General features: G+C 37.5%; 17 protein-coding genes. 5 read left to right on the plus strand and 12 right to left on the minus strand.

The genetic code is table 11. The features are described from left to right. Positions 1–356: 356 nt before the first annotated feature. The 10 genes from EK17_RS00785 to EK17_RS00830 form a co-directional block, all read right to left on the minus strand. The gene (locus EK17_RS00785) at positions 357–1,643 is read right to left on the minus strand and encodes an ammonium transporter (protein ID WP_035586635.1); all 1,287 of its coding nucleotides are present in this window, start codon (positions 1,641–1,643) and stop codon (positions 357–359) included. Positions 1,644–1,796: 153 nt separating this feature from the next. Beyond that, positions 1,797–2,213 carry a secondary thiamine-phosphate synthase enzyme YjbQ gene (locus EK17_RS00790; RefSeq protein ID WP_035586637.1) on the minus strand — a complete coding sequence of 139 codons (417 nt, stop codon included), beginning with the start codon at positions 2,211–2,213 and terminating at the stop codon, positions 1,797–1,799. Positions 2,214–2,222: 9 nt separating this feature from the next. Then, entirely contained in the window at positions 2,223–3,191 is a 969-nt protein-coding gene (gene hypE / locus EK17_RS00795; protein WP_051904326.1) for a hydrogenase expression/formation protein HypE, read from the minus strand. Beyond that, complete coding sequence (gene hypD, locus EK17_RS00800; protein WP_035586643.1) at positions 3,184–4,275, minus strand: hydrogenase formation protein HypD; 1,092 nt, start codon at positions 4,273–4,275, stop codon at positions 3,184–3,186. The genes hypE and hypD overlap by 8 nt, the downstream gene beginning before the upstream one ends. Continuing rightward, positions 4,265–4,510 carry a HypC/HybG/HupF family hydrogenase formation chaperone gene (locus EK17_RS00805; RefSeq protein WP_035586645.1) on the minus strand — a complete coding sequence of 82 codons (246 nt, stop codon included), beginning with the start codon at positions 4,508–4,510 and terminating at the stop codon, positions 4,265–4,267. The genes hypD and EK17_RS00805 overlap by 11 nt, the downstream gene beginning before the upstream one ends. A gap of 3 nt (positions 4,511–4,513) precedes the next feature. Continuing rightward, positions 4,514–6,715 carry a carbamoyltransferase HypF gene (hypF, locus tag EK17_RS00810; protein ID WP_035586647.1) on the minus strand — a complete coding sequence of 734 codons (2,202 nt, stop codon included), beginning with the start codon at positions 6,713–6,715 and terminating at the stop codon, positions 4,514–4,516. Continuing rightward, the gene (locus EK17_RS00815) at positions 6,712–7,857 is read right to left on the minus strand and encodes a class I SAM-dependent rRNA methyltransferase (protein ID WP_035586649.1); all 1,146 of its coding nucleotides are present in this window, start codon (positions 7,855–7,857) and stop codon (positions 6,712–6,714) included. The genes hypF and EK17_RS00815 overlap by 4 nt, the downstream gene beginning before the upstream one ends. Continuing rightward, positions 7,845–9,203 (minus strand): efflux transporter outer membrane subunit, encoded by a 1,359-nt coding sequence (locus EK17_RS00820; RefSeq protein ID WP_035586651.1) that lies wholly within the window; start codon positions 9,201–9,203, stop codon positions 7,845–7,847. The genes EK17_RS00815 and EK17_RS00820 overlap by 13 nt, the downstream gene beginning before the upstream one ends. After that, on the minus strand, positions 9,200–12,292 hold the full coding sequence (locus EK17_RS00825; RefSeq protein ID WP_035586654.1) for an efflux RND transporter permease subunit: 3,093 nt from the start codon (positions 12,290–12,292) through the stop codon (positions 9,200–9,202). Before EK17_RS00825 ends, EK17_RS00820 begins: the two co-directional genes overlap by 4 nt. Then, the gene (locus EK17_RS00830) at positions 12,289–13,347 is read right to left on the minus strand and encodes an efflux RND transporter periplasmic adaptor subunit (protein ID WP_035586655.1); all 1,059 of its coding nucleotides are present in this window, start codon (positions 13,345–13,347) and stop codon (positions 12,289–12,291) included. The genes EK17_RS00825 and EK17_RS00830 overlap by 4 nt, the downstream gene beginning before the upstream one ends. Positions 13,348–13,436: 89 nt before the next feature. Between EK17_RS00830 and cobU the strand changes: the two genes are divergently transcribed. After that, positions 13,437–13,934 (plus strand): bifunctional adenosylcobinamide kinase/adenosylcobinamide-phosphate guanylyltransferase, encoded by a 498-nt coding sequence (cobU, locus tag EK17_RS00835; RefSeq protein WP_035586657.1) that lies wholly within the window; start codon positions 13,437–13,439, stop codon positions 13,932–13,934. A 72-nt stretch (positions 13,935–14,006) separates the two neighbouring features. Further along, complete coding sequence (locus EK17_RS00840; RefSeq protein ID WP_035586665.1) at positions 14,007–15,131, plus strand: ATP-binding protein; 1,125 nt, start codon at positions 14,007–14,009, stop codon at positions 15,129–15,131. A 6-nt stretch (positions 15,132–15,137) separates the two neighbouring features. On the opposite strand, the gene EK17_RS00845 is transcribed toward EK17_RS00840, so the two are convergent. Together EK17_RS00845 and EK17_RS00850 are read right to left on the minus strand one after the other, a co-directional pair. Then, the gene (locus tag EK17_RS00845) at positions 15,138–17,645 is read right to left on the minus strand and encodes an EAL domain-containing protein (protein ID WP_035586666.1); all 2,508 of its coding nucleotides are present in this window, start codon (positions 17,643–17,645) and stop codon (positions 15,138–15,140) included. A 111-nt stretch (positions 17,646–17,756) separates the two neighbouring features. After that, positions 17,757–18,599, minus strand: a complete 843-nt coding sequence (locus tag EK17_RS00850; RefSeq protein ID WP_051904327.1) for a DMT family transporter — start codon at positions 18,597–18,599, stop codon at positions 17,757–17,759. A 160-nt stretch (positions 18,600–18,759) separates the two neighbouring features. Here EK17_RS00850 and EK17_RS00855 point away from each other — a divergent pair, with 160 nt between their 5' ends. From EK17_RS00855 to EK17_RS00865, 3 genes are read left to right on the plus strand one after another with little or no spacing between them, the layout of a single operon-like run. Beyond that, entirely contained in the window at positions 18,760–19,536 is a 777-nt protein-coding gene (locus EK17_RS00855) for a nuclear transport factor 2 family protein (RefSeq protein WP_035586668.1), read from the plus strand. A gap of 47 nt (positions 19,537–19,583) precedes the next feature. Continuing rightward, entirely contained in the window at positions 19,584–23,306 is a 3,723-nt protein-coding gene (locus EK17_RS00860; protein ID WP_035586672.1) for a hypothetical protein, read from the plus strand. Between the two features lie 9 nt (positions 23,307–23,315). Beyond that, positions 23,316–24,662, plus strand: coding sequence for a TrpB-like pyridoxal phosphate-dependent enzyme (locus EK17_RS00865; protein ID WP_035586673.1), 1,347 nt, complete (start codon positions 23,316–23,318; stop codon positions 24,660–24,662). The last annotated feature ends 1 nt before the right edge of the window (position 24,663 follow it).

Raw genomic sequence — 24,663 nt, forward strand, 5'->3', positions numbered from 1 at the left:
ACTCTTTTTTTGTAGAAAAGTATCATTTTCAAAATAATAGATTTTAGGGAAAATAAAGTCTGTTAATAGAAGTAAGTGCTGGACCCGCTGTACGAGAAAACAGCCATATTTTATTGTAAAAGATCACTTTTTGACCCCAGCACTTACTTAACTTGAAAATCTTAATCTATCTACTGAGGCCTAATTCTGCGATAATTATACTCAATTTCATCTATAAACTCAATCAAAAAAAGTAAGTGCTGGGCTACAGAAAAAATTTTCCAAATAATAGCCCAAACGATGAAATTCTTAAAGTTTGAAGTGAATAAAATATGCCTGAAGATAGTTAAGTTTAGAAAAGGGGCAGAAGCCCCGTGCTATAATTCAAAGCCCTTTTCTGTGTGGACGGCAATGTCGAGTCCTTTTTCCTCGGTCTCATCATCAACTCTGATGCCGTTTGTTAGAAGCGATGTGATTTTTACGCTGATAAATGTGCCTATTGCAACAAATGAGATGGTTGCCCCAACGCCGATGAGTTGAATTGTTAGCTGGTGGAAAGAGCCGTAAAAGATGCCCTTTGCAAAGTTGATTTTTGGGTCTGCAAAAAGACCTATGGCTATCATTCCCCAGATGCCGTTTAGACCATGGACACCAAATACATCTAATGAGTCATCATATTTAAACAGGTATTTGAGATAACCTGTTGCAAACCAGCTGATAATGCCTGCGACAAGGCCTATAACAATGGCGCCAGCGTTATTTACAAAACCTGCTGCAGGTGTTATGGCAACAAGACCGGCAACCGCACCAGAAACAAAGCCCAATACGGTTGGATGCTTGTGTATAAGCCAATCCAAAGCCATCCAGCTTAAAGCACCCATAGCTCCTGCTGTGTTTGTGACGATAAAGGCGTTTGAAGCCAGTGCACCGCTTGATATAGCGCTTCCTGCATTAAATCCAAACCAGCCAAACCACAGCATTGCACCGCCAAATGCGGATAAAGCAATGGATGAAGGCGGCATTGCGGTTTTGTTAAATCCCCTTCTTGGTCTGATCATTAATGCAAAAACTAAACCTGCAATACCTGAGCAGGTTTCAACAACAAGGCCTCCTGCAAAATCGGCTATACCCATCTTTGTGAGCCATCCGCCGCCCCACACCCAATGAGCAAGTGGAGCATAAACGATCGTTGACCAGATTATGCTGAATACCACCCAACTTGAAAATTTTACCCTCTCTACTATTGAACCGCTTATAAGGGCTGTGGTGATTGCTGCAAAGGTGAGCTGGAAAGCCGCAAAAGCCATTACCGAGACATGCGTGCCTTCAAATACCTCTTTTATTGAGCCCGATAAAAATAGATATCTGAGATTGCCGATTATTCCATGAATATCGCCACCAAATGTAAGGCTAAACTGAAACAATACCCACAAAACACTTACGATCCCGTATGTAACAAACGACATAGCCATGGAGTTTAGAATGTTTTTGCTGCGGGTCATTCCGCCGTAAAACAGTGCAAGGCCTGCGGGTGTCATCATCATTACAAGTGCAGCTGAAATAAGCAGCCATGCTGTATCGCCTGAGTCTATTGTGCCTCCTGATGCAAAACATGCAGCAGGAAGGATACTGAATAACAAGGTAAACAGTGCGGTTTTTCTCATAAACCCCCTCCGTTTTGTTTTCTGAAAAGGGGTTGAAGCAAAATATATGCCGTTGTTGTTTTTATAAATAAAAATAAAAATATATCAATGATGAGTTGGCCAAGTTTTAGTATATTTTTTACAAATTTGTTAAACTATACACAAAATTATTATTTATTCACCGATAATTTTAATCAACACGCGTTTGGGTCTTTGGCCGTCAAATTCTCCGTAAAATATCTGCTCCCACGGTCCAAAATCCAGCTCTCCATTGGTAATAGCCACAACAACCTCTCTGCCCATAACCTGCCTTTTTAGGTGTGCATCGCCGTTTGTTTCACCTGTTAGGTTATGTTTGTATCGTGAAGGATCGTGTGGTGCAAGCCATTCAAGCCATTGTTTGTAATCCTCATGTAATCCTTTTTCATCGTCGTTGATAAACACCGATGCTGTTATATGCATGGCATTAACAAGACACAATCCCTCTTTTATGCCGCTTTCTTTAACTGCTTTTTGAACCTCATCTGTAATGTTTATAAACTCAATGCGATTCTTTGTGTTAAACCAGAGTTCTTTCCTGTAGCTTTTCATGGTTTCCTCCTAACAGATCCTTGGCATCTTATCCGATACAGGCATTTTTAAGATTCTTTTTGAGCCAAACGGTGTAATTAAAACAACCTTGCCCTGCAGGCTATTTTTTACCTCTCCAATAATTGCTGCATCTTTTGATTTTGGATTTTTCTTTAACATTTCAACTGTTTTAGGTGCATCCTCTTTTTTGACCACTATGACCATTTTTCCTTCATTTGCGGCAAAGTAGGGTTCTATGCCCAATATCTCACTTATAACTCTAACCTCTTCCTTTATGGGGATTTTATCCTCGTATATTTCAAATCCAAAGTGTCTTTTGTAGCATAACTCGTTTAGGCACATGGCAAGACCGCCCCTTGTGGGATCGCGCATAAACTTAATGTCTATATCTGAGTTTAAAAGAGGCAGAATCACATCGCTTAGCTGGGTTACATCGCTTTTTAGGTTTACATCTATGTTTAAGTTTTCCCTTTTATTCATGATAGAGAAGCCATGATCTCCTATACTGCCTGTTATAATAACAGCATCGCCATCTTCTACATTTGAGCCATCTATTTTTTTGATGATTTTTCCAATACCTGAGGTATTTATGTAGACACCGTCGCATTTGCCTTTTTCTACAACCTTTGTATCACCGCAAACGATTTTAACATTGGCCTTTCTTGCTTCCTCTTGCATGGAATTAACGATTTTTTGAAGCTTTTCTATTTCAAAGCCAGCCTCGATTATAAAGGCGGATGAGATATAAAGCGGCTTTGCTCCAACGCATAATAGATCGTTTACTGTGCCACTTACGGCTAATTTTCCTATATCGCCTCCATCGAAAAACAGCGGTTTTATGGAATGTGAATCGGTTGTGAATGCTAAATCATCAAGAATAGCTGCATCAAGGCCGTTTTCAGCTTTAAAGATATTTTCGATTAGCTCTAAGGTTAATTTTCCTCCAGAGCCGTGATCTATGGTTATTACATCACTCACCGATACCTCCATCGTAGAAGTTTTTGCATGTGCCTTCATCTGAAACCATGCAGGGTCCTACAGGGTTGTAAGGTGTGCAGTGTTTTGCATAAAGTGGGCAGTCTGTAGGCTGGGCTTTGCCTAAAATTACATCCCTGCATCTGCATCCTTTTTTATGTTCGATGTAGTGGTTGGGATATTCAAAATTAAAATGCTTTGTTGCATCGACATACGCAAATTCATCCTTTAAAATATAACCGGTATGCTCAATTGTCCCAAGGCCTCTCCAGATGGCTTCACCCAAGCTAAACACCCTATCCATAATCTGTTGAGCTTTTGTGTTTCCTTCATAATTGATTACCCGGTTGTAGGTGTTTTCAACCTTTGCCTGGTTTGAGTTTATTTGCTTTACAATCAGCAGAATGGCAAGCAGAATATCGGCTGCTTCAAAACCGGCTGCGACAGATGGAATATGGAATTCAAAAGCAAATCGTTCGTATGTTCTTAAACCAGAGATTGCCGATGCATGACCTGGCAGAATTAAGCCATCCATGTCGATTTTTCCGCTTTTTAGCAATGCATAGACACCATCTGGTGTGTATTTGTGAACGCTGTAGATGAAAAAGTTTGATGGAAGTTTTAGATCTAAGATAGCAGCTGCTGTGCCTGCTGCTGTTGTTTCAAAACCGCAGGCAAAGAATACAACCGGTTTGTTTGAATTCTTTGATAGCTCTATTGCATCGTAAATACTATAAACCATTTTAATATCTGCGCCGTGTGATTTTGCACCATGGAGTGAGAGTTTACTGCCTGGCACTTTAAGCATATCGCCAAAAGTGGTTATGCATACATTTTCTTTTAAGGCTAAATTTATAACTGCATCTATATCCCTTGAGCTTGTCACGCATACTGGACATCCAGGGCCTGCGATAACGCGAATGTTTGCTGGCAAAAGGTCTCGTAAGCCAAATCGGATGATGGAGTTTTCGTGTGTGCCACAGATATGCATGATCTTTATCTCTTTTTTGAGTTTTGCTGCCTCTGTTTGTATGGCTTTTGCAAGTTTTTTTACAATCTGAGGGTCACTGAAAAGCTCAAGGTTCATCGCTTTCTACCTCATCACCAAGCAGGCATTGTTCGATGAGCTTCATATTTTCCATTGCGTCTTTTTCGTCTATCTTTTCTATGGCGCATCCTGCATGAACAATCACATAATCCCCCACCTTCAAATCGTCTATAAGGTGAAAGAAACAGTGCTTTTTAACACCGCCAGTCTCAACCACGCCGTTTAGTCCACCGTCGTAGATTTCCACAACCTTCATCGCTATGCCAAGACACATTGTTTAATCCTCCGCAAAATTATTTGCCATCCACACCTGACCAAAACAAACCCCACCGTCGTTTATAGGCAATTCAGAGTTAAAATACACCTTAAAGTTGTTTTTTGAAAGTCTTTTTATAAGACCCTCAAGCAGAATCGTATTTTGAAATACGCCACCGCTTAAAGCAACAGTTTTTATACCAACAGATGCAGAGATTCTTTGAATGTTTTTTGTGATGGCCTCTATAAGTGTGTTGTGAAAGGCTTTCGAGCAATCTTGTTGGTCGGTTCTATTTGCTATGACTTTTATCGTATCTGAAAAGTCTATATCAAAATTTTTTATTCTGTAGGGCAGAATCTCTTTTGAGTTTGAATAAAACGCTTTTTCCATAAGCTTTATTGCAGCATATCCTTCATAGTGGTTGTAGTTTGCAACATCTAAAAGAGCACTCACAACATCAAACAATCTACCAACGCTGCTTGTTTTTAATGTGTTTTTAGAGATATTGAGAAACCCTGCAATGTTTCTGTGTTGTTCAAATAATCTATGGTTTGTGATATTTAAGTTTTTTAACCACAAAAGGGCAAGTCTGAAGGGCTGTTTTATCGCCATATCGCCAAAGTCAAAAGGCATATACTTAAAGTGTCCAATCCGATTTATAGTGTTTTGCTGCAAAACAAAAAACTCACCACCCCAGATATTGCCATCATCGCCAAAGCCTGTGCCATCAAGCACCACTCCGATCGCCTCTTTAAGGTGATGCTCCAAAATCACACTGCCAAAATGTGCTTTGTGGTGTTGGGTTTGATAGATGTTGTTGAAATGCTCCTTTGCATAAGAGGTTGAAAAATATTCCGGATGCTTATCGCATACAATTAGAGATGGTTTTATATGGTAGAAATTCAAAAAATCGTTGATTTTTTCCTCAAATCTTAAATAGTTATCAAACTCTGAAAGATTGCCACTGTATTGTGAGACGATGATTTTATCTTTAATTGTTATTGCAATGTTGTTTTTCATATCGGCACCAAGACAGAGCAGCGCGGGTCTTGTTTTTCTTAAAAAAACACCAGGTGCAAACCCCCTTGCAAATCTGTATGTTATTCTATTTGAGTTTACTACAGCAGCAATTGAGTCTTCAAGTGGTCTAACAATCCGTCTGTTGTTTGTTAAGACTTCATCAACGCCTTCAAAGCGAATTGCTTCGTTATCTTTGTAAAGTAGCGGTTTTTCTGTAATGTTTGCACTTGTTGCAACAAGAAGTTTTAAGCCGCTGAAGTGAAATAGTAGATGATGAATGGGGGCATAGGCTAACATAACCCCTATAAATGGTGAGCCAAAACGGATGTTGCTTAAGGTTTGATGATTTTTAGCTTTCAAAAGCAGTATGGGCTTTGATGGGTCTTTAAGTAGCTGCTCTTCTTTTTTGTTGACAAAGCAGAGTTCTTTAACTGTTTCTATATTCTCTGCAATTACGGCAAACGGCTTATTTTCTCGCCTTTTTATGTTGATAATTCTTTTAGTAGCCTCTTTGTTAAATGGGTTGCAAATTAAATGATAACCGCCGATGCCTTTTAGCAAACCTACACCGCCGCTTTTAATTGTCTGGGCAAAAATCTTTATGGCATCTAAATCTTTTGCAATGGGTTTTTTGTTTTTAACAAGAAAGTATGAGGGACCACAGTCTTTGCAGCAGATCGGTTGAGCATGGAATCGCCTGTTTTTAGGATCTGTAAACTCCTCTTTGCATCTATCACACATTTTGAACTGTTTCATCGTTGTTTTGTCTCTGTCATAGGGGGATGATTGAATAATCGAAAAACGCGGTCCGCAGTTTGTGCAGTTGATAAATGGATGAAGGTATCGCCTGTTGTTTTTATCAAAGAGCTCTTTTAAACACTCATCACAGATACCTAAGTCAGGCGGTATAGCTGGAGTTGAATTGTTTTGAGTTTTACTGTGCCTGATAAAAAAATGATCAAATACTGGTTTTTTTATGGTTGCTTGTTTTGTTGATATCTTTTCTATTTTTGAGTTTGGCGGTGCATTGTTTGTTATTAAACTTTCTACCTCATCTTTGCTTAGAGGGGTCTCTAAATATATCTCAACGCCACCTGCATCATTTCTTACCCAGCCAGTGTAGTTTTTAAACAGCCTGTGGATTGTTGGTCTAAAACCAACAGATTGAACAATACCGCTAATTGTAATAAAGTATCCGTTCATAATTGTATTTTTCTAAACAGAAAACCGCTTAAATAGTGAGAGCTTGGTATGTTGATGATTGATGGATGGTCTATATCCTGCTTTAGATAGGCAATCGTTTCCAGTCTACAGCTGTTTTTTGTTGAGGCTTTTAGAGCTGCTAAAAGAAGTTCGTTATAACCCACGGCTTTAGAGCAGCTAAAGATTGCTAAAAAGCCGTTGTTTTCCAAAAGCTTTAATGCTCTATCGATCAAGAATGTTGTGGCTTTTATAGCATTATTGACTGCTTTTTTGTTTTTTGCAAACGGAGGAGGGTCAATCACAATTGTATCGTACCGTGCAGTTTCTTTTTCTAAAAAGTCAAAAACATTGTCGTTTATGATTTGATAGTTTTTTAGTTTATTGAGTTTGCAGTTTTTTTCTATCAATTGACAGTTTCTATCTGAAATCTCAACAAACTTTGTAAAATCTGCATTTGCCCTTATGCCAAATCCGCCGCTGTAGGCAAACAAATCAAGGAGCTTTTTTGGTTTTAATGTGGCAATAATTGAGCGATTTTTCCTCTGGTCAAGGTAAAAACCGGTTTTTTGACCCTCTTTAATTGTTATAAAAAAGCTTTTGTTTTCTTCGGTTATAGTAAGATTTTCTTTTAATGTGCCATAGATGGTTCTGCTTGCGTTAGTTAGGCCCTCTTTTGTTGCTGAGGGGTTAGCCCTTTCATAAACTACAGATGGTTTTAACATATTTTTGAGTATTTGAATTATTATCTCTCTAAAATTGTTAATACCAGCAGAATCAAAACTCACCACTAAATGGTCTGCGTATTTATCAACAATTAAACCCGGCAGGTTGTCTGCCTCTGCATGGATTAGTCTAAAGGCGTCTGTGTTTTTGATGGTTTTGCGTCTGTCTATGGCGTTTTTGATCCGTTTTTCAAAAAACTTTTTGTCTATTGTTTCGTTTATGTTGAAAGTTAAAACCCTTGCTGTGATTTTGCTTAAGGGATTGATAAACGCTAAAGCATAAGGCTTAGATTTAAATGTGAGGGTTGCTATGCTACCGACTTTAACAGATGGAATAGATTCGATCTCCTTGTTGTAGATCCAGACCTCGCCCCTTCTTAGTTTTTCAAACCCCTTTGAGGTGATCTCTACTGTTTCCATCCACCACCCAAAGCCACATATAGATTAACTAAAGCTTTGATATATTGTGCTTTAAGTGTTTCTGTATTTTGAAGCTGTTTTAGATATGATATTTGCCCTTTGAGTAGCTCGCTTTTGTTTGCAAGACCTATTGTGTATTTTTTTATAATTGTATTTAGAATAGCTTGTTGGTTTTTTAGAATTGCTTGCTGGTTTTTGAGGTTTTGTTTTGTTGTTTTTAGATTTTGCAGACAGTCGTGAATCTCTTTGAATGCCTCTTTGATTGTTTTTATGTAGATTAAGGCAGCCTCTTTCTGCTTTAGTTTTGCAAGTTTTATCTGTTTTGATACCTTTCCAAAGCTAAACAGATGTTCTATAAGCTGCAAGGCTATACTAAAAAATTCAGAATCAGGTCTTATGAGTTTATTTAGTTTTGCTGAATTAAAGCCAGTCTCGGTTGTTAAAGTTATCGAGGGAAATAGTTCCCTTTCTTTTGCTTTAAAGTCAAAACCCGAGGCTAAAAGGTTTTTTTCAGCTGCCATGATATCGGGTCTTTTTTTGATAACCTCAGAAGGCAAAAAAGCTGGCGGCTGTATCGGTTCTGGTAGTTTAGAGCAGTTTATATTAAAGTCAAACATTTCCTTCGGGTTTTTTCCAAGCAGCACAGCCAGACCTGAAAGCTCTATTTTTTTGGTTAACAATAGACTCTGGAGTGATTGTTTTGTATTTAGAAGGAAAATAGCTGAGTTGTTGAGCTCTGTTTGTGCAATCAGACCAGCTTTTAGTAGTTTTTTATTTATTGTGTTGAGATCTTCTGCGGCTTTTGAGATTTTTCTGTTAATATTTAAAAGCTTTTCTGTTAAGCATAGATCGATATAGGAGTTTGAAATACTCTGGGTGATGTTTAGCTTCACGGATCTTAGCTGCTCTTTTTGGGCAAGGAATCGCTCAAAAGAGGCTTGTTTTAGAGATGTTAATTTTCCAAAGAAATCGGGATTGTAGGTAAAAACAGCAGATGTTGAGTATGAGTTTGAGATGGGTTTTCTTGTATATTTGGGGTATTTATTGCGGCTAAATGATGCCGAGAGATCTATTGATGGATAAAGATTGGATTGCGAAATTGAATAAAGCATTTGAGCCTCTTTTAGTCGCTGTTTTGCTATAAGCAGATTGTCGTTGTTTTTGAGTGCTGAATTGATGAGTTTTGACAGCTGCCTATCGCCAAACAGCCTCCACCAGCTTGTATCAACTAAAGTGTTGTTGTCTTTGGTAGCCGGTAGAGCTATTTTTGGTAGTTTTATTGGCTTTTGTGTTGAGCAGGATGTAAGAAGTATGGCAAAAATTATAACAAAAACGATCTTTTTCATCCAACAGACCCTTTTAATTTTTGAATGAGATAGAAAAATAGCGGTATAAACAATACACCAATTAAGGTTGCAGCAACCATGCCGCTTACCACAACAATGCCTATTATGTGGCGAGACATAGCACCTGCACCACTGCTTAAAATCAAAGATAAAGAGCCTGCAATAAATGCAACAGAAGTCATAACAATAGGTCTGAATCGGATTTTGGCAGCTTCTTTTGTAGCATCAAGGAGTGTTAATCCCTCTTTTAGTTTGTAGAAACCAAACTCCACAAGCAGAATAGCGTTTTTGGCAGACAGACCAATTAAAGTTATAATGCCAACTTGCATGTAGATGTCGTTTTCAAGATGCAACAGATACAAACCACCAACTGCGCCTAAGATTGCAAAAGGAATACTTAAGAGAATCGAAACAGGGGCAGAAAAGCTCTCATAAAGAGCTGTTAGAATCAGAAAAACAAAAATGATGGAGAATATATAGGCCTTTAGACCCTTTTTTTGTGCTTTTAGCTGCTGCAGGCTTGCACCAGACCATGCAATCGTATATCCCTCAGGCAGATATTGTTTTGCAAGTTTTATTATTTCTTTCATTGCATCGCCTGTGGTAAAACCTGCTGCTGGCATACCGATGATTTTTGCAGCATCAAACAGATTGAAACGCTCAAGCAGCGATGGAGCTGTTGTGCGTTTGACGGTTATGAGCGTATCGATCGGCACCATTGCACCGTTTCTTGATTTTACGAATATGTATCTGTAATCATAAATCGATTTTCTAAAGTTGCCTGCTGCCTCTACATCGACATGAAACACCTTGCCGTATAGATTGAAGTCGTTAACATAGTAGCGAGAAAAGTAAGCTGTGATGGTTGAATAGATATCGTTTATATTTACGCCAAGCATTTTGGCTTTCTGTCTGTTGACCTTTATATCAAACTGCGGGATGTTGCCAATCAGCGTTGTTCTTACGCTCATAAGCTTTTTATCCCTGTTTGCCTGAGCTATAAAGTTGTTTATATTTTTGAGAAATAGATTGATCGGGTCACCTTTTCTGTTCTGGATGTAGAAGCTAAAACCACCGGTGATACTCATGCCCATAATTGGTGGAGGGTTAAACGCATAAACGGCCGCTTTTTTGTTTCTAAATTCCTCAAACATGATGCTTTTGGCGATAAACATCGAGCTTTTTTTGAAACCTTTTCTTTTTGACCAATCCTTTAGGTTTACAAATGTAATGGCGGAGTTTGACTGAACCGAAAAGGAGGCAAGGTCGATGCCAGCTACAGAAAGTTCGCTTTTTATTAAGGGGTTTCTTAGTAGTGACTTTTCGATCTGATGAACAGCCTTTATTGTTTGACTGACAGCCTCACCTGGCATCAAATATGTCATAACAAACACGATTCCCTTATCCTCAGGTGGCACAAGGGCTTTAGGTAGTTTTTTATAAAGATGAACAATCGCAATTATGACAATTCCGTAGATAATCAGTGCAAAAAAAGCATATTTGATTACCTTTGTGATGGTTGAGACAAATTTAGCTGTTAACCAGTCAAAAAACCTTTGAAACAGCTCAATCGGTTTTACCACTTTCATATCCTTCTTTAAGAAAACAGCGCATAGAGCGGGTGTTAAGGTTAATGCAACAACGCCTGATAGAAACATCGAGATAGAAAGCGTGATTGCAAATTGCTCAAACATTTTGCCTGTGAAGCCGCCAAGAAACGCTGCTGGCACAAAAACGGCTGATAAAACAAGCACAATGGCAATAATCGGTGATGTTATCTCATCCATCGCTTTAATTGTTGCCTCTTTGGGTGGCAGATTTTCCTCACTCATGATCCTTTCAACATTTTCAATAACCACGATGGCATCATCAACAACAAGACCGATTGCTAAAATCAATCCAAACAGCGTCAAAAGATTGATAGAAAAGCCAAAGATGTATAAACCTGCAAATGTTCCTATAATCGATACGGGAATCGCCAAAACAGGAATCAATGTTGCCCTTATGTTTCCTAAAAAGATATAAACAACCACAACTACTAAAATCAGGGCGATAATCAGGGTATCTATCACCTCATCTATAGAGGCTTTAATAAACTTTGTTGGGTCATACGGTGTTGAGTATCGGATACCGGAGGGAAAATTTTTTGAAAGTTCTTTGAGTTTTTTATCTACAGCTTGAGAGACAGCCAATGCATTTGAAAGAGGGGCGGAGAATATTCCTACTGTCACGGCGGGTTTTGTGTTGAAAAATGTTTTAACCGCATAGCTTTCGCTTGCAAGTTCTACCTTTGCCACATCTTTTAGCTTTAGCGTAGCACCATCGGGCAGACTTCTAATAATTATATTTTGAAAGGCTTTTGCGCTTTTAAGCCTGCCTTCGCCTTTGACGATGTATGTGTAGGCTGAGTATCTTTCAATATCTGGTGGAGCTGCGATGCTACCAGCTGTAAAGTTGTTGTTTTGCCTTTTTATTGCAGCGATAACATCCTCAGGAGTGAGGTGGAAGTAATAAAGCTTTTGAGGATTTAGCCATACCCTTATTGCATAGTTTCTTGCACCCCAGATAATCGCATCGCCTACGCCATCTACCCGTTTAAGCGTATCAAGAACATTTATCGATATGTAGTTGCTCAATGTTGTGGTATCCATCGTATTGCTGTAGAAAGCATAAACCTTTAGTATATCAGGATTGCGCTTTCTTACGACGATGCCCAGTCTTCTTACTGGCTCTGGGAGTTTGGAAATTACTGTTTGCAGTCTGTTGTTAACATCTATCTTTGCAAGCTCCGGGTCTGTTCCAACTTTAAAATAAACGCTTATGTTTAAAGAACCCTCAGAAGCGGTTGATTCTATGTATAAGAGATTTGGTGTGCCGTTTATGGCATCTTCGATAATCGTTGCCACACTGTTTAGGATGGTTTGGGGGTCTGCGCCTGGATAGTATGCAGCTATCGTAACACGGGGTGGCGATAGTGTTGGATATTCTTTAACGGGCAGATTTTTTATTGCCAAAACACCGGCGAGTATAATTATAAGGGCTATAACAATGGCAAAGCGAGGTCTGTTGATAAAGAATTTTGAAATCATTTGTTATCAACAATCCTATCGATGATAACTTTTTTTGCGCCTCTTAGTTTAATTAAGTTGTCTATTATTACAAGGTCGCCTTCATGCAAGCCTTTAATAATAAAATTCAGTCCCTTTTGCCCTATAATTTTTACCACTTGTGGAATCGGATGATTGTTTTTTACCACAAAAACCATAGAGATTGGGCCGTTCTGGATAAGGCTTGTCTGGGGTATGACTGCGGCGTTGTGATATTTTAAGCCGGTTAGGGAGATATTTACAAACTCATTGTCAAGTAGATTGTTTTTGTGGTTTTTGAATACTGCTCTGAGTTTTACAGTCGAGGTTGAAGGATCGATCGATTTTGATATATAGTCAATTATGCCTGTCTGGTTGATTTTTTTGATAAAGACCTTTATTTTTCCACTTTTTAGCTGCTTTGCCATTTTGAAATAATCTTTGTCGCTAATTGAAAAATACACATAAATGGGGTCTATTTTTATGATTTTTAAAAGCGGCATGCCTCCTGTGATGTAGTTGCCGCAGTTTTTATAAACAAGTGATGTTATTCCGCTTATAGGCGCTTTTATGCGGGTGTAGCTTAGCTTTATCTGGGCCAGTTTGAGCTTTGCCTTTAGCATCTTTAGTGTTGCTAATGCGGATTTATAGCTTGATAAAGCCTTATCGAATGCTTCGGGAGATATGAGTTTTTCTAAGAAAGCCTTTTGTGAGCGTTTAAAGTCTTTTTCGGTTTTAGCAACGATTGCTTCTTGAGCCTGGATTTGTGCTTTTATGCTATTGACTTCAGCCTGATAGATCGATGGATCGATTAAAAACAGCAGCTGACCCTTTTTTACGAAACTACCTTCTTTAAAGTAGCGCTTTAGTAGCTCCCCTGAGATTTTTGCAGTTATAACAACATCCTTTGAGGCTTTTGCTTTAGCTGGGTAGTTTATTGAGTAGGGGATATCCTTTAGATGTATGCGCAAAGCATCAACATGCGGTGGCGGTAGATTCCTTGCGTAGGCTTTAATGCTAAATAATGCAAAAATCAGTAAGATTAAAACCTTTTTCATCCTGACCCCTTTTTAGAAAAGGCATATATGATTTTTTTGCAACTGTCAAGGAGATTGTATTGCAGAGTTTTTAAGTGTAAAATGATTGTATGATTTGTTTAATTACAGGTGGTGCAAAAAGTGGCAAGAGCCGATATGCTGTTGAGATGGCAAAGAAATACAATTGCAAACGCTACTTTATTGCAACAGCAGAGGCGTTTGACGATGAAATGAAAGAAAAGATTATGCGACATAAAGAGGAGCGAGAAGGATTATTTGAAACGATTGAGGAGCCTGTTTTTTTGTCGGATGCTTTGATAAAAGTAGAAAATAATGCAGTTTGTGTTGTAGATTGCTTAACTGTTTGGACATTCAACCTTTTACACTACAACAAAACCGAAGAGATAGATAATTTCTTGGAAATTTTAAAAAAGATAAACTTTGACCTGTATATCGTTACAAACGAGGTGGGGATGGGTATTGTGCCAGCCGATAGCCTAAGCAGGCGCTATAGGGATATGCTTGGGAGCATCAATCAAAAGGTTGCCAAAATGGCTGATAGGGTTGTGTTGATGGTAAGTGGGATCCCAGTGCAGATAAAATCCTGAAATTTTTAAAAATTCTTGGAGTCACACTCCACAAATTTTGACAAAAATGTGGAGTTATGCTACAAGTTTATTATGTATATCCAAAGGGCTTACGACTTAGAAAAACTGATTAAAAAAAATAGGGTATTAATCATATATGGAGCAAGAAGGGTTGGGAAAACAACATTAGTGAAAGAGTTTTTAAATAAAACTTCTTATAAGTATAAGTTTGATACAGGAGATAATATACTTTTGAAGGAATTGTTTGAGAAAGCTGATCTAAAAAAAATAAAAGAATACTGTGAAGGGTATCAACTAATTGCAATCGATGAGGCTCAATATATAAATAACATAGGCAAAGCGTTAAAAATTATCGTTGATTATGTTGATGATATCTATGTAATTGCGACAGGTTCTTCATCTTTTGATTTGATAAATAAAACAGGTGAACCTTTAACGGGCAGAAAAAGAACAATTCTTTTATATCCATTTAGTTTGAGTGAAGTTTATGGGGTTTACAACAGATATGAATTAAAGGAGAGAATTGAGGATTTTCTTATTTTTGGTATGTATCCAGAGGTTGTTTTGGCTAAAGATAGACAGGAGAAAATCGAAATATTACAAGAGCTTGTGAATTCCTATCTACTTAAAGACATCTTGAGTTTCGAAAAGATGAAGTCATCGACTTTATTACTTGATCTGTTGAGATTGTTGAGTTTTCAGGTAGGGCAGCTTGTTTCATTGAGTGAACTTGCCGTGAACCTTCATGTAGATGTCAAAACGGTGAAAAGATACCTTGATCTGCTGCAAAAGAGTTTTATTATAAGGAAAGTAGAAGGCTTTGGTAGGAATTTAAGAAAAGAGATATCGTCAAAAAGCAAGTATTACTTCATCGATAACGGTATCAGAAATGCGGTAATAATGAACTTTAATCCGCTTAATCTAAGGGATGATGTAGGAGGCTTGTGGGAGAATTTTATTGTAATGGAAAAGATTAAAAAAGCAACTTATGCTCGTATTCCTGCACTTTACTATTTTTGGCGAACCTACAGCGGTGAAGAAATCGATTTAGTTGAAGTTTCAGATGGTAAAATTCATGCTTTTGAGATGAAATATACTCCAAAGCATACAAAAATACCCAAAAGTTGGCAGAAATATTACAGCGATGCCGAATTTGATGTTATACATGCAGATAATTTTACAGATTTTTTGTTATGAGGATTATTAGAAATTGCTATTTATCAGCTGTAAAAACTCACTCTCAGGCATCGGTTTTGCAAGCAGATACCCTTGAATGTAATCGCATCCAAACTCTTTTAAAATCTCAAGCTGCTCTTTTGTTTCAACGCCTTCAGCTATTGTTTTTAGATTGAGCTGTCTGGCAAGGTAGATAATGGTGTTTACAATGGCGCGGGTTTTGGCATCTTCAACCATTTTTCTTGTAAAGCAAATATCTATTTTTATTGTGTCTATGGGGAGGTTTGATATGTAGCTTAGAGAGGAATAACCAGTGCCAAAATCATCCACAGAGATGGAAAAGCCGTTATCTTTCAGTTGGGTTAGAATTTCTCTGGCTTTGCTTAAATTTTCAAGCAAGAGTCTTTCTGTTATCTCAATTGAGATATTCTTTGAAAAATCGCCCGCTTTTTTAGTTAAGAAATCAACAAATGCTTTGTTTTTGAGGTTTGTTGGTGTTATGTTTATTGATAGTTTTAACGGTTTAGGTATTTTTTTTAATGCATTTATGGCATGATCCACTATGTATTTTTCAAATCTATCAATAAGATTTGACCTTTCAAGAACAGGTATAAATTCTATGGGTGATATTATATTGCCCTCTTTGATCCACCGAACAAGAGCTTCTGAGCCTGCTATTTTCTGGGATAGAGTTTCAAAATATGGCTGATAGAATAGAGCGAATTCTTTCTTGGATAAAGCTTTTTCTGCTTCCATCTTTATTTTCAGTGATTTTGTGATTTTTTCCTTAATCTCTTCTTTGTAAAAGCTAATAGAAGGTGAGTTTCTGTTTGCCTCCTTTAATGAAAAGTGGGCTTTTAAAAGCAGCTCATCTGCTGTTTTTCCATCAACAGGAAAAACACTTACGCCGAAGTTAAATATCATCTGAATGGCTCTGCCATCCTTTGTTTTGTATGGTTTCGATAAAAGATTTAACAGATTTGAGCTGACACTTATAATGTCTTCTGTATTGCTCATATCTTTAAAAAGCACACCAAACCTTGATGTTTCTAACTTTGCCACTACATCGTATGACCTCAAAAAAGCAGTTATGCGTTTTGCGATACTTTTTAGAATTTCATTACCTGCTTCAAATCCAAACATCTCATTAATGGAAGAAAACTGAACAGGGTTTATAATGCATACTCCACCCAATATCTTTTTATATTTTGCTCTTTCGATAAAACGGTTTATAGCATCAATAAAGGCATCCCTGTTTAGAAGGCCAGTGAGAGGGTCTTTTTTTAGTATATCATCTATTGCTTTTATCAACACTTTTTCATTTGTAATATCCTTAATGGCTGCTATGTAGTATGTTGTATCGCTTTTTATCTGTGATATCTGAAGCATAACCTTTCTTGGTGTTCCGTTTTTTGCTTTGCATAAGGCAACCTCTGAAAATAAATTAGACTTTCGAAGCTTTCTGTAAAATCCAAAAAGGCTTTCATCAGCGGTTTCATAGATCAATATCTTAAACGGTTTGCCTAAAATTTCCTCTTTTTTATAACCCAAAATCTGTTCAATTCTGCCACCTACAAACTGTATTTTAAGGTTTTTGTCGGCAACAACAGTTAAGTCAAAGGATTTATCTATGGCTGTTAGAAGAATTCTGTTTAATTTGTTTATTTCAAATTTCTCCAATGCAGCTGATACTACCTTTTTTATGTTTTCAAACAGAAAGAGGTATTCCTCTGAAAACAGGTTTTTTATTTTTGAATATAGCGTTAATATGTATTCAGTTTTGCCGTACCTTAACAATGGAATAGAGCAGATTGAATAAACACCGAATCGTTTTTGTAAATCCCTCCAGTAGGATAGGTTGTCGTTTTTGTATACATCGCCAACCGAAACTATCTTTTTTGTCCAATATGCCTGACCTATTGTGCCCCTGCCTGATGGTTTTTGTGGATCTATGCTAATCTTTGACTTTTTAAATAGGGTTTTATAGGCTTTTCCACCGTATGCAAATAGAGGTTTATACGATAGTTTTTTTGGATCGGGTGCACCTATTACGGCAAGGTCTATCCCTTTTTCTTCAGATATAACCTTACAGATTTTCTCTAAAGCCTCTTTTTCATTTTCTGTTTCTGATATTATTCTGTTTATGTTTGACAGGATTCGATAAAAGATTTCATATATCTTTTGTTTTGCCTGATCAACAACAATCACTATGCCTGCATAGTTGTTGTTGTAGGTTGCCGTGTAGCAAAAATTCATTGCAGGCCTTATAAATCCCTGTTTTGTCTTGTAGAGAATCTCCTGCAGCTCAACAACAAAATCCTCGCCCTGTAGCCTGCGCTTGATAATCCCATCTGCTTCTTTTTTGTATGACTCATCTATTAAATCGATTAGCTTTGTCTGTTTTAGTTCTTCAGGCGTATAACCAACAAAATTACAAAATGCATTATTTGCATAAACTATATATCCACCAGTTGAATATATATAAAAACCAAGTATATCTGATTTGTTTAAAGCCTTAAGTAGTTCTTCATCCATTTAACTAATCCTGTAAAACTAAGGATATTTTTACAGTAATTTATTTATTCAGTCAAGTATTTTTATATAGTAAGAGAATATTTAACTAATTTTCTAATTTATATTTAATTTTTAAGATAACTTTCTTTTTGTATTTTGCATCGAAACCATGATGCCGCCTATGGCTATAAAAATTCCGCCTATAATTTGCAAAAGTAGTGGTTTTTGGCCAAAGATGATAAACGAAAGGGCGATGGCAAAGAACGGATCAAGGTAGGATAAAACCGAAGCTTCAGAGACGGTTATAAAATTTAATGAATCATACCATAAAAACAATGCCAAAGCTGTATGGATTATGCCTGTAACGATAAGTAAAAGGATGGTTGTTGTGTCGAGCGTGAATTTTAAAAAGAACACAAACGGCAGCGTAAAAACAATCGATATGGCAAGCTGATAGGTTGTTATTTTTATAGGCTTATGATGTTTTGTTGCAAGTTTTGAGAAAAAACCCAGTAGTCCATAAAACAGGCTTGCAAGAAGGCTTATTAATATGCCGTATAAGGTTATGTTTGAGCTTTTTTCGAAAGATGGAGCAATGGTTAGAATAGCGCCAAAGAATGCTACGATAGTTGAAATCGCCACTCTTTTTGTTAAAGGCTCTTTTAAAAATACAACGGCTAAAATGATCGTAAAAACAGGCCCAAAGTAATACAATATCACGGCTGTTGCCACATCTGTAATCTGGATGGCAAAAAAGAAGAAAATCCAGTTTAGAGAAAGGGCAACACCCGAAAGAAAAATCCACAAAAACGGCTTTGGATTTAAGAGGTTTTGTTTTCCGATATATTTTAAAGACAAAACCACAACAAAAGGCAAACCAAACAGAACTCTAAAGAAAACAAAAATCGGTGATGGTAGACTGCAAAGAATAGCAAAAATTGGGATAGAGCCCCATATCAGTGTTGCAGCTGTCATCTCAAAAAGCCCTCTATTTTTGGGTTTAATAGCTCACCTCCTGTAAACTATTAAGTTAAAAAATTCCATTTTTGTTGACATAAACCTGAAGCAACATTAAGATATTAAAAAAGTAAGGGTAAAATTTAAAGTAAAATTTAAATTTTTGAAGGGAGGAGAGATGAGAAAGTTTCTTAAATTCGTGGGTATTTTTATCGTTTTGGTTGTTGTTTCTTTTGCTGTAGTGGTGTTTTTGACCAAGGATATTGCAGAGGTGGCAGATAATTTTTTTGCTTCAATAAAACATGGCAACTATACTCAGGCTGAAACATACCTCTCTAAAGGTTTTAAAAGCAATGTATCGATGGATAAACTGAAACATTTTTTTCCCTATGAAAGGTTTAAAAATTTTGATACAGCTTCCTGGACAAGCAGAGAAAAAGATGCATCAGGAGTTGCAAAGCTCAAAGGTTCACTTAAGTTTTCTGATGGCTCTGTTATGCCTGTAAGAATTACATTGGTTAAAGAAAACGATTCATGGAAGATCAACTATATCTATTTTCCAAAAGGCGGCATTGAAACGAGCAATAACAATCAGCAAAACCAACAAGATGTAAATTTTGCCTCGATGGTTAAAGAAACAACAATGCTTTTTGCTGAGGCAGTTCAAACAAAAGATTACACAAAGCTATACAATCATCTATCTGTGCTTGTTAAAAAAACCGCAACAAAACAGCAGCTTAGAAACGCATTTAAGGCTTTTGAGGGTGTAAATATCAACTGGAATGATATAAAAAACCTTAGGCCCGTTATAACCAAACAGTATAAAAGCACAAAGGGTGTTGAAATTGTGGAGGGCTATTTTAACACCTCACCTTCAAAGCTGAAATATAAGCTTGGGTATTATAAACACAACGGTAACTGGGAGCTTGTAAGTATTTTTTATAAGATTGATTAAACAACTTTCATAGAGGTTTTTCTATAAGCAAACCATAAGGAGGGATTATGAGAAAGAGGCTGTTTTTTGTGTTTATATTTTTGTTGTTTTCTACAAACCTCTTTGCTGCAAGCCTATATGATGTAATTAAAAAGCAGGCGTGGGATGATGTAAAAACACAACTTCACGACCAGCTTAATGAAACCTTAGGCAGCGACCTGCCCGTTGAGGATGTGTTGCAGTCTATCGATTACTTTTCTCATGGCGAGATAGAGAAAGGCAAAAGGTTGATAGGCGAGACGGCAGCAAAAGAGGTGTTTGGACTGCTTGTTGGTAGCGAGGCTGCTTCGATTGTTGGTTATGCATGGGAGTTTGCCAAATATTCATTTAAATCTGTTAATACATGGGCTCACGATCAAGATAGAAAGGCTTTTGTTAGAACCTTTTTAAAGCCCAATGTTGAAAGATGGCAGTCGGGTTATATTCCGAAATGGCGGGATGTGGTTTACCAAATAAACAGCTGGTTTGATGACTTTGAGTTTAATTTAGCAAGAACAGATTTCTTTACTGATAAAAAGAAGTGGAAAGAAAAGCTCAAAAACGAGATGTATGCAAAAACGCTTGAGATTTACACAAAAATAAAGGTCTATTTTTATAGAAAAAAGCAGCTTGAGATTCTGGCAAAACAGGCAAGGTGGGAAATTTTAAATAGCGTAGAAAAACGCAAACAGGTGTTGAGAAAATACGCAAGAATGCTTGTCCTTGCAAAGGAAAAACCCACACTTGAAAACCTAAGACGCTATGAAAACAACAAACGCTACAGAGCCCTTGTTAATAATGTTGCAATTATCAATCTATCATCAAAGGGTAACTCTCAGATAACAATAAAAGAGTTTATAGGTATGCTGAAAAAAATATCAACATTCAAGCTTAACGATATAAACCATGCTGCCATGCAGCTTATGAGGGCTGAAGTTCCTCTAAATGCCCAAAATGTCAGGCTTTATTTATTGAATAAACAGTTTGCAGAAAAAATCGACAGGCTTGCAAAAAAGAATTTATCTAAAAAACCCAACAAAACACAGATAAAAAAGATAGCAGAGGATATGTTTAACCTTTCACCTTATGATGTTCTTGAGCTAAAACTGAACAGACCTGCAACATTGATGGGTGAGGTGCTAAATTTTGAAAAGGATCGCTATAATTTAACTTTTAATGAAAAGGATGTGGAGCGTTTTAAAAGCATCTACTCAAAGATGGGTGATAACTACTTAAATGGTCAGCTTGATTTTAGAAGGTTTATCTCTTTCAAAAAGCGGTTGTTTGAGAGGATTAAATTAGGTGGCTATGAAAGGCGCTACTACAACGAGATGGTTTCTTTTGCTAAAGATATTGATAATCAAGTGGCTCAAAAAAGATTGATGGCTCAAAAAAAGCTTGCATCAAAGATGGAAAAAATTTGCGATTTGCATGGTGAGGCTCAAAGCTATATAGCTTCAAAAACATCTAAACTTAAGGAGAATCTAAAAAACCATCCTGTAGATTTTGGACTTGTGAAACATCTAAAATCTCAAACTGACCAGAACGGTTTCTTTTTGCATGGTTTATGGAAAAAACTGAAATGGCAGGATTTTGATAATGTGCAAAATAGACTCAAAGTAAACATTGCCAACGCCTCTTTTGATATGCAGTTATTGGACAGTGGCTATAGGGATCTAAACGGTTTTGTTGAGAGGTATTATTCAACAATGCAAAGCTATATAGATGATTATCAATTTACACAATTTTCTTTAATGAATTTTACCTGCTGCTACCCGTTTGATGAGGAAAAGCCAGCTATAATACCATATCACGATAAAAGATTTTTCTATAAACGGTGCGATTTAGAGCAGATCAGTAAAAAATATTCAGGTGTAGTTGATTATCTTACAGGTTTGCAGAACAGTTTTGTTAAATATTCCCTTGTTTTTGATAAAAATAGCGATTTTTTAAGTTTTGTTGAAGCTCAGAAAAAACTCAATGAAGCCGTTTGGTCAATGCTGAGTATCAACTTTGAAAAGTTCAAAGAGCAAAAAGATTACACTCAGATTGCAGAAAATATATCGAATAGATTTATTTCCCTTATGAGTCTTGGTGAATTTGATGCCTATGCAAAAAGGTATATGAGGTATGAGCATGTTGAGTCGCTTTTAGAAAAGATTAAACAAAATACGCAAAACTCGATCGGAATTCATTCAATCAGCTACTTCAGGCAGCTTATCGAAAAACAGAATGAGAATTTAGATGCCTGCTACGATGAAGCAAAAAGGCTTTCGGATAAGGCAAAGGCATTGTCGGCTTACCTAAAGGCACTTAACCAAACAGCATCAGATATAAAGCTATGGGTTGGTGAGGTCTATGAAGGGTATAATAGAACTGCATCAAAAGCCAAAGAGATATATGCCCATCTTGCTAATTATAAAAGCCAGTGCGACTACATCAGGGATGAGTATCTAAAAATGGAGCTTCTATCGCTTAAGAAAATGGAAAAGATAAATGAGCATTTAAAACAGTTGCTTCAAAAAACTGCCTCTAACCAGACCAGTAGCTATCAAACCAACAGGATAATAAAATTGATAGGCTATCTGCCGTTTAAACCGACTTTTGATGTAAAAAACTACTCTAACAGTTTTGCAAAACCAACAAGCTCGCACTTTCATGTTGCACCGCCACAGGTTTCAGATTTGACGATCAACTCACAAATTCCACACCGCCGCCCGTATGGTTATTCCTATAACTTTTCAAAGGTCAATGTTGGTAGTGTCGTTGTTATAGCAGGCAATGTAAAAAAATTGTGTGATAGTTCATCATGCAACATAAAAGAGGTGTTTTTAGAAAATAAGCAGGGTAGATATGAATGCAGGATGAATGGCAATCGCTTTAGTTGCCCTGTAAAACTAAAACCCTACACTATAGCGTTTTACTTAAAGGCAGAAAATGCAAATGGTGATGCCTCAAAGGGCATCTATATAACGCTTGCCTACTATGATATTGACAAAAAAATAAAAAACTTCCTTGAAAGATTTGAAAATTACTTCAATATGCACAACTCAAAAACGATTTTTCTAACGCAGGAGCCTGTAAGTGGCCTTCTAAAAAGTGCCTTGTCAAAAAGGGATATCAGGTTGAATTTTACATCTATTAAAATTGTGGGTTTTAGAAACCTTTCGCAAGGCTCAAATGAGTATGAGGTAATGGTAAGGGTGGCATTTAGGAGATTACCTGATAAAAAACATGGCGTTGCAGTGGTGCATATTGTTAGAAAATCGTTTGACTTTCAATACAGTATTTCGCCTTTTGTAATTACAGAGATTGAGGGCGATAACTTTTTTGTTGCTTCTAAAACCAATGCTTCAGTATCAAAAACAGCTAAAGTAGCCATACTCTCCCATGTTGCACACACTAATAATGGAGGATATTCGATCGATTTTGCAACAGGAAAGTTTTCAAACAGAGAGATGGACCTTGCAGCGGGTTTTGTAAATCCCAAAGCGGAAGGCTACGATAAGCCGTATTTCAATGTTGGATATATCAGGGATATGGGAAGAATAAGTTTTATGGACTTGAAAGCCTGCCCTAAAAATGGGTATACTGACTACTATGCTACACAGAGGGCTTATGTGGGTCATGTGTATTGCATCAAAACCCTTAAAGGTGGATATGCAAAGATTTTGGTGATTGATGGAGGCGGAAGTGGAGCAAAAGCATTTATTAAGTTTAAATGGATTTATTCAGCCAACAATAAATTTTAGGGGGAGGTTATGGAAAGAAAGATTCTATTAAGCGAAAACGAGATGCCTACTTATTGGTATAATGTGCTTGGGGATTTGCTCACACCCCTCAAGCCACCGCTAAATCCTCAAACAAAAAAACCTCTAACGGCAGAGGATTTAAAGATTTTTCCAGAGGCATTGATTGAGCAGGAGATGTCAACGCAAACGGAGATTGAGATTCCGCAAAAGGTAAGGGAGATCTATGCTCTGTGGAGGCCAACACCGCTTGTTAGGGCTTTGAATCTTGAGAAAGCTTTAGGAACGCCTGCAAAGATCTACTACAAAAACGAATCTGTATCACCAGCAGGTAGTCACAAACCCAATACAGCCATAGCGCAGGCTTATTACAACAAAGAAGCAGGTATCAAAACATTAACAACAGAAACGGGTGCCGGTCAGTGGGGTAGTGCGCTTGCACTTGCAGGTTCACTGCTTGGTATCAATGTGCGTGTTTATATGGTGAAAGTCAGCTACAATCAAAAGCCGTTTAGAAAATCAATGATTCATCTGTGGGGAGCTGAGGTTTTTGCATCACCCAGCAACAACACAAGGATAGGCAGAGAGATCCTTAAAAAAGACCCCGACAATCAGGGCAGTCTGGGTCTTGCAATTAGCGAGGCAATAGAGGATGCTGTGGAGCATGAAAACACAAACTACGCACTTGGCAGTGTGCTAAACCATGTATTGTTGCATCAAACGGTTATCGGTCTTGAGGCAAAAAAGCAGCTTGAGAAGGTTAACGATTATCCCGATGTGATTGTTGCCCCATGCGGCGGTGGCTCGAATCTTGGCGGTATATCGCTGCCGTTTATCAGGGATAAAATAAACGGCAAAGATGTAAGGGTGGTGGCTGTTGAGCCTGCAAGCTGTCCAACCTTAACAAAGGGTGTGTTTAGATACGATTATGCCGATGTTGCTAAGATGACGCCGCTTTTGAATATGTATACATTGGGTCATCAGTTTATGCCTCCATCCATCCATGCAGGTGGTTTGAGATACCACGGTGATTCACCGATTATCAGCCAGTTAAAGAAAGACGGATTGATTGAGGCTACAAGCTATAAACAGACAGAGGTGTTTGAGGCAGGTGTATTGTTTGCCAAAACAGAGGGTATTGTGCCTGCACCTGAAACCTGCCATGCAATTAAAGCGGCAGTTGATGAGGCTATTAAAGCAAAAGAAGAGGCAAAGGAAAAAACGATTTTGATCTGCTTCTCCGGTCATGGCCATTTTGATATGACCTCATATGATATGTATTTAAGCGGTCAGATGGAGGATTATGAGTATCCTGAAGAGAAGGTAAAAGAGGCGCTTGGGTATCTGCCGGAGGTCTAAA

This window comes from Hippea jasoniae, assembly GCF_000744435.1.
Lineage (GTDB): Bacteria > Campylobacterota_A > Desulfurellia > Desulfurellales > Hippeaceae > Hippea > Hippea jasoniae.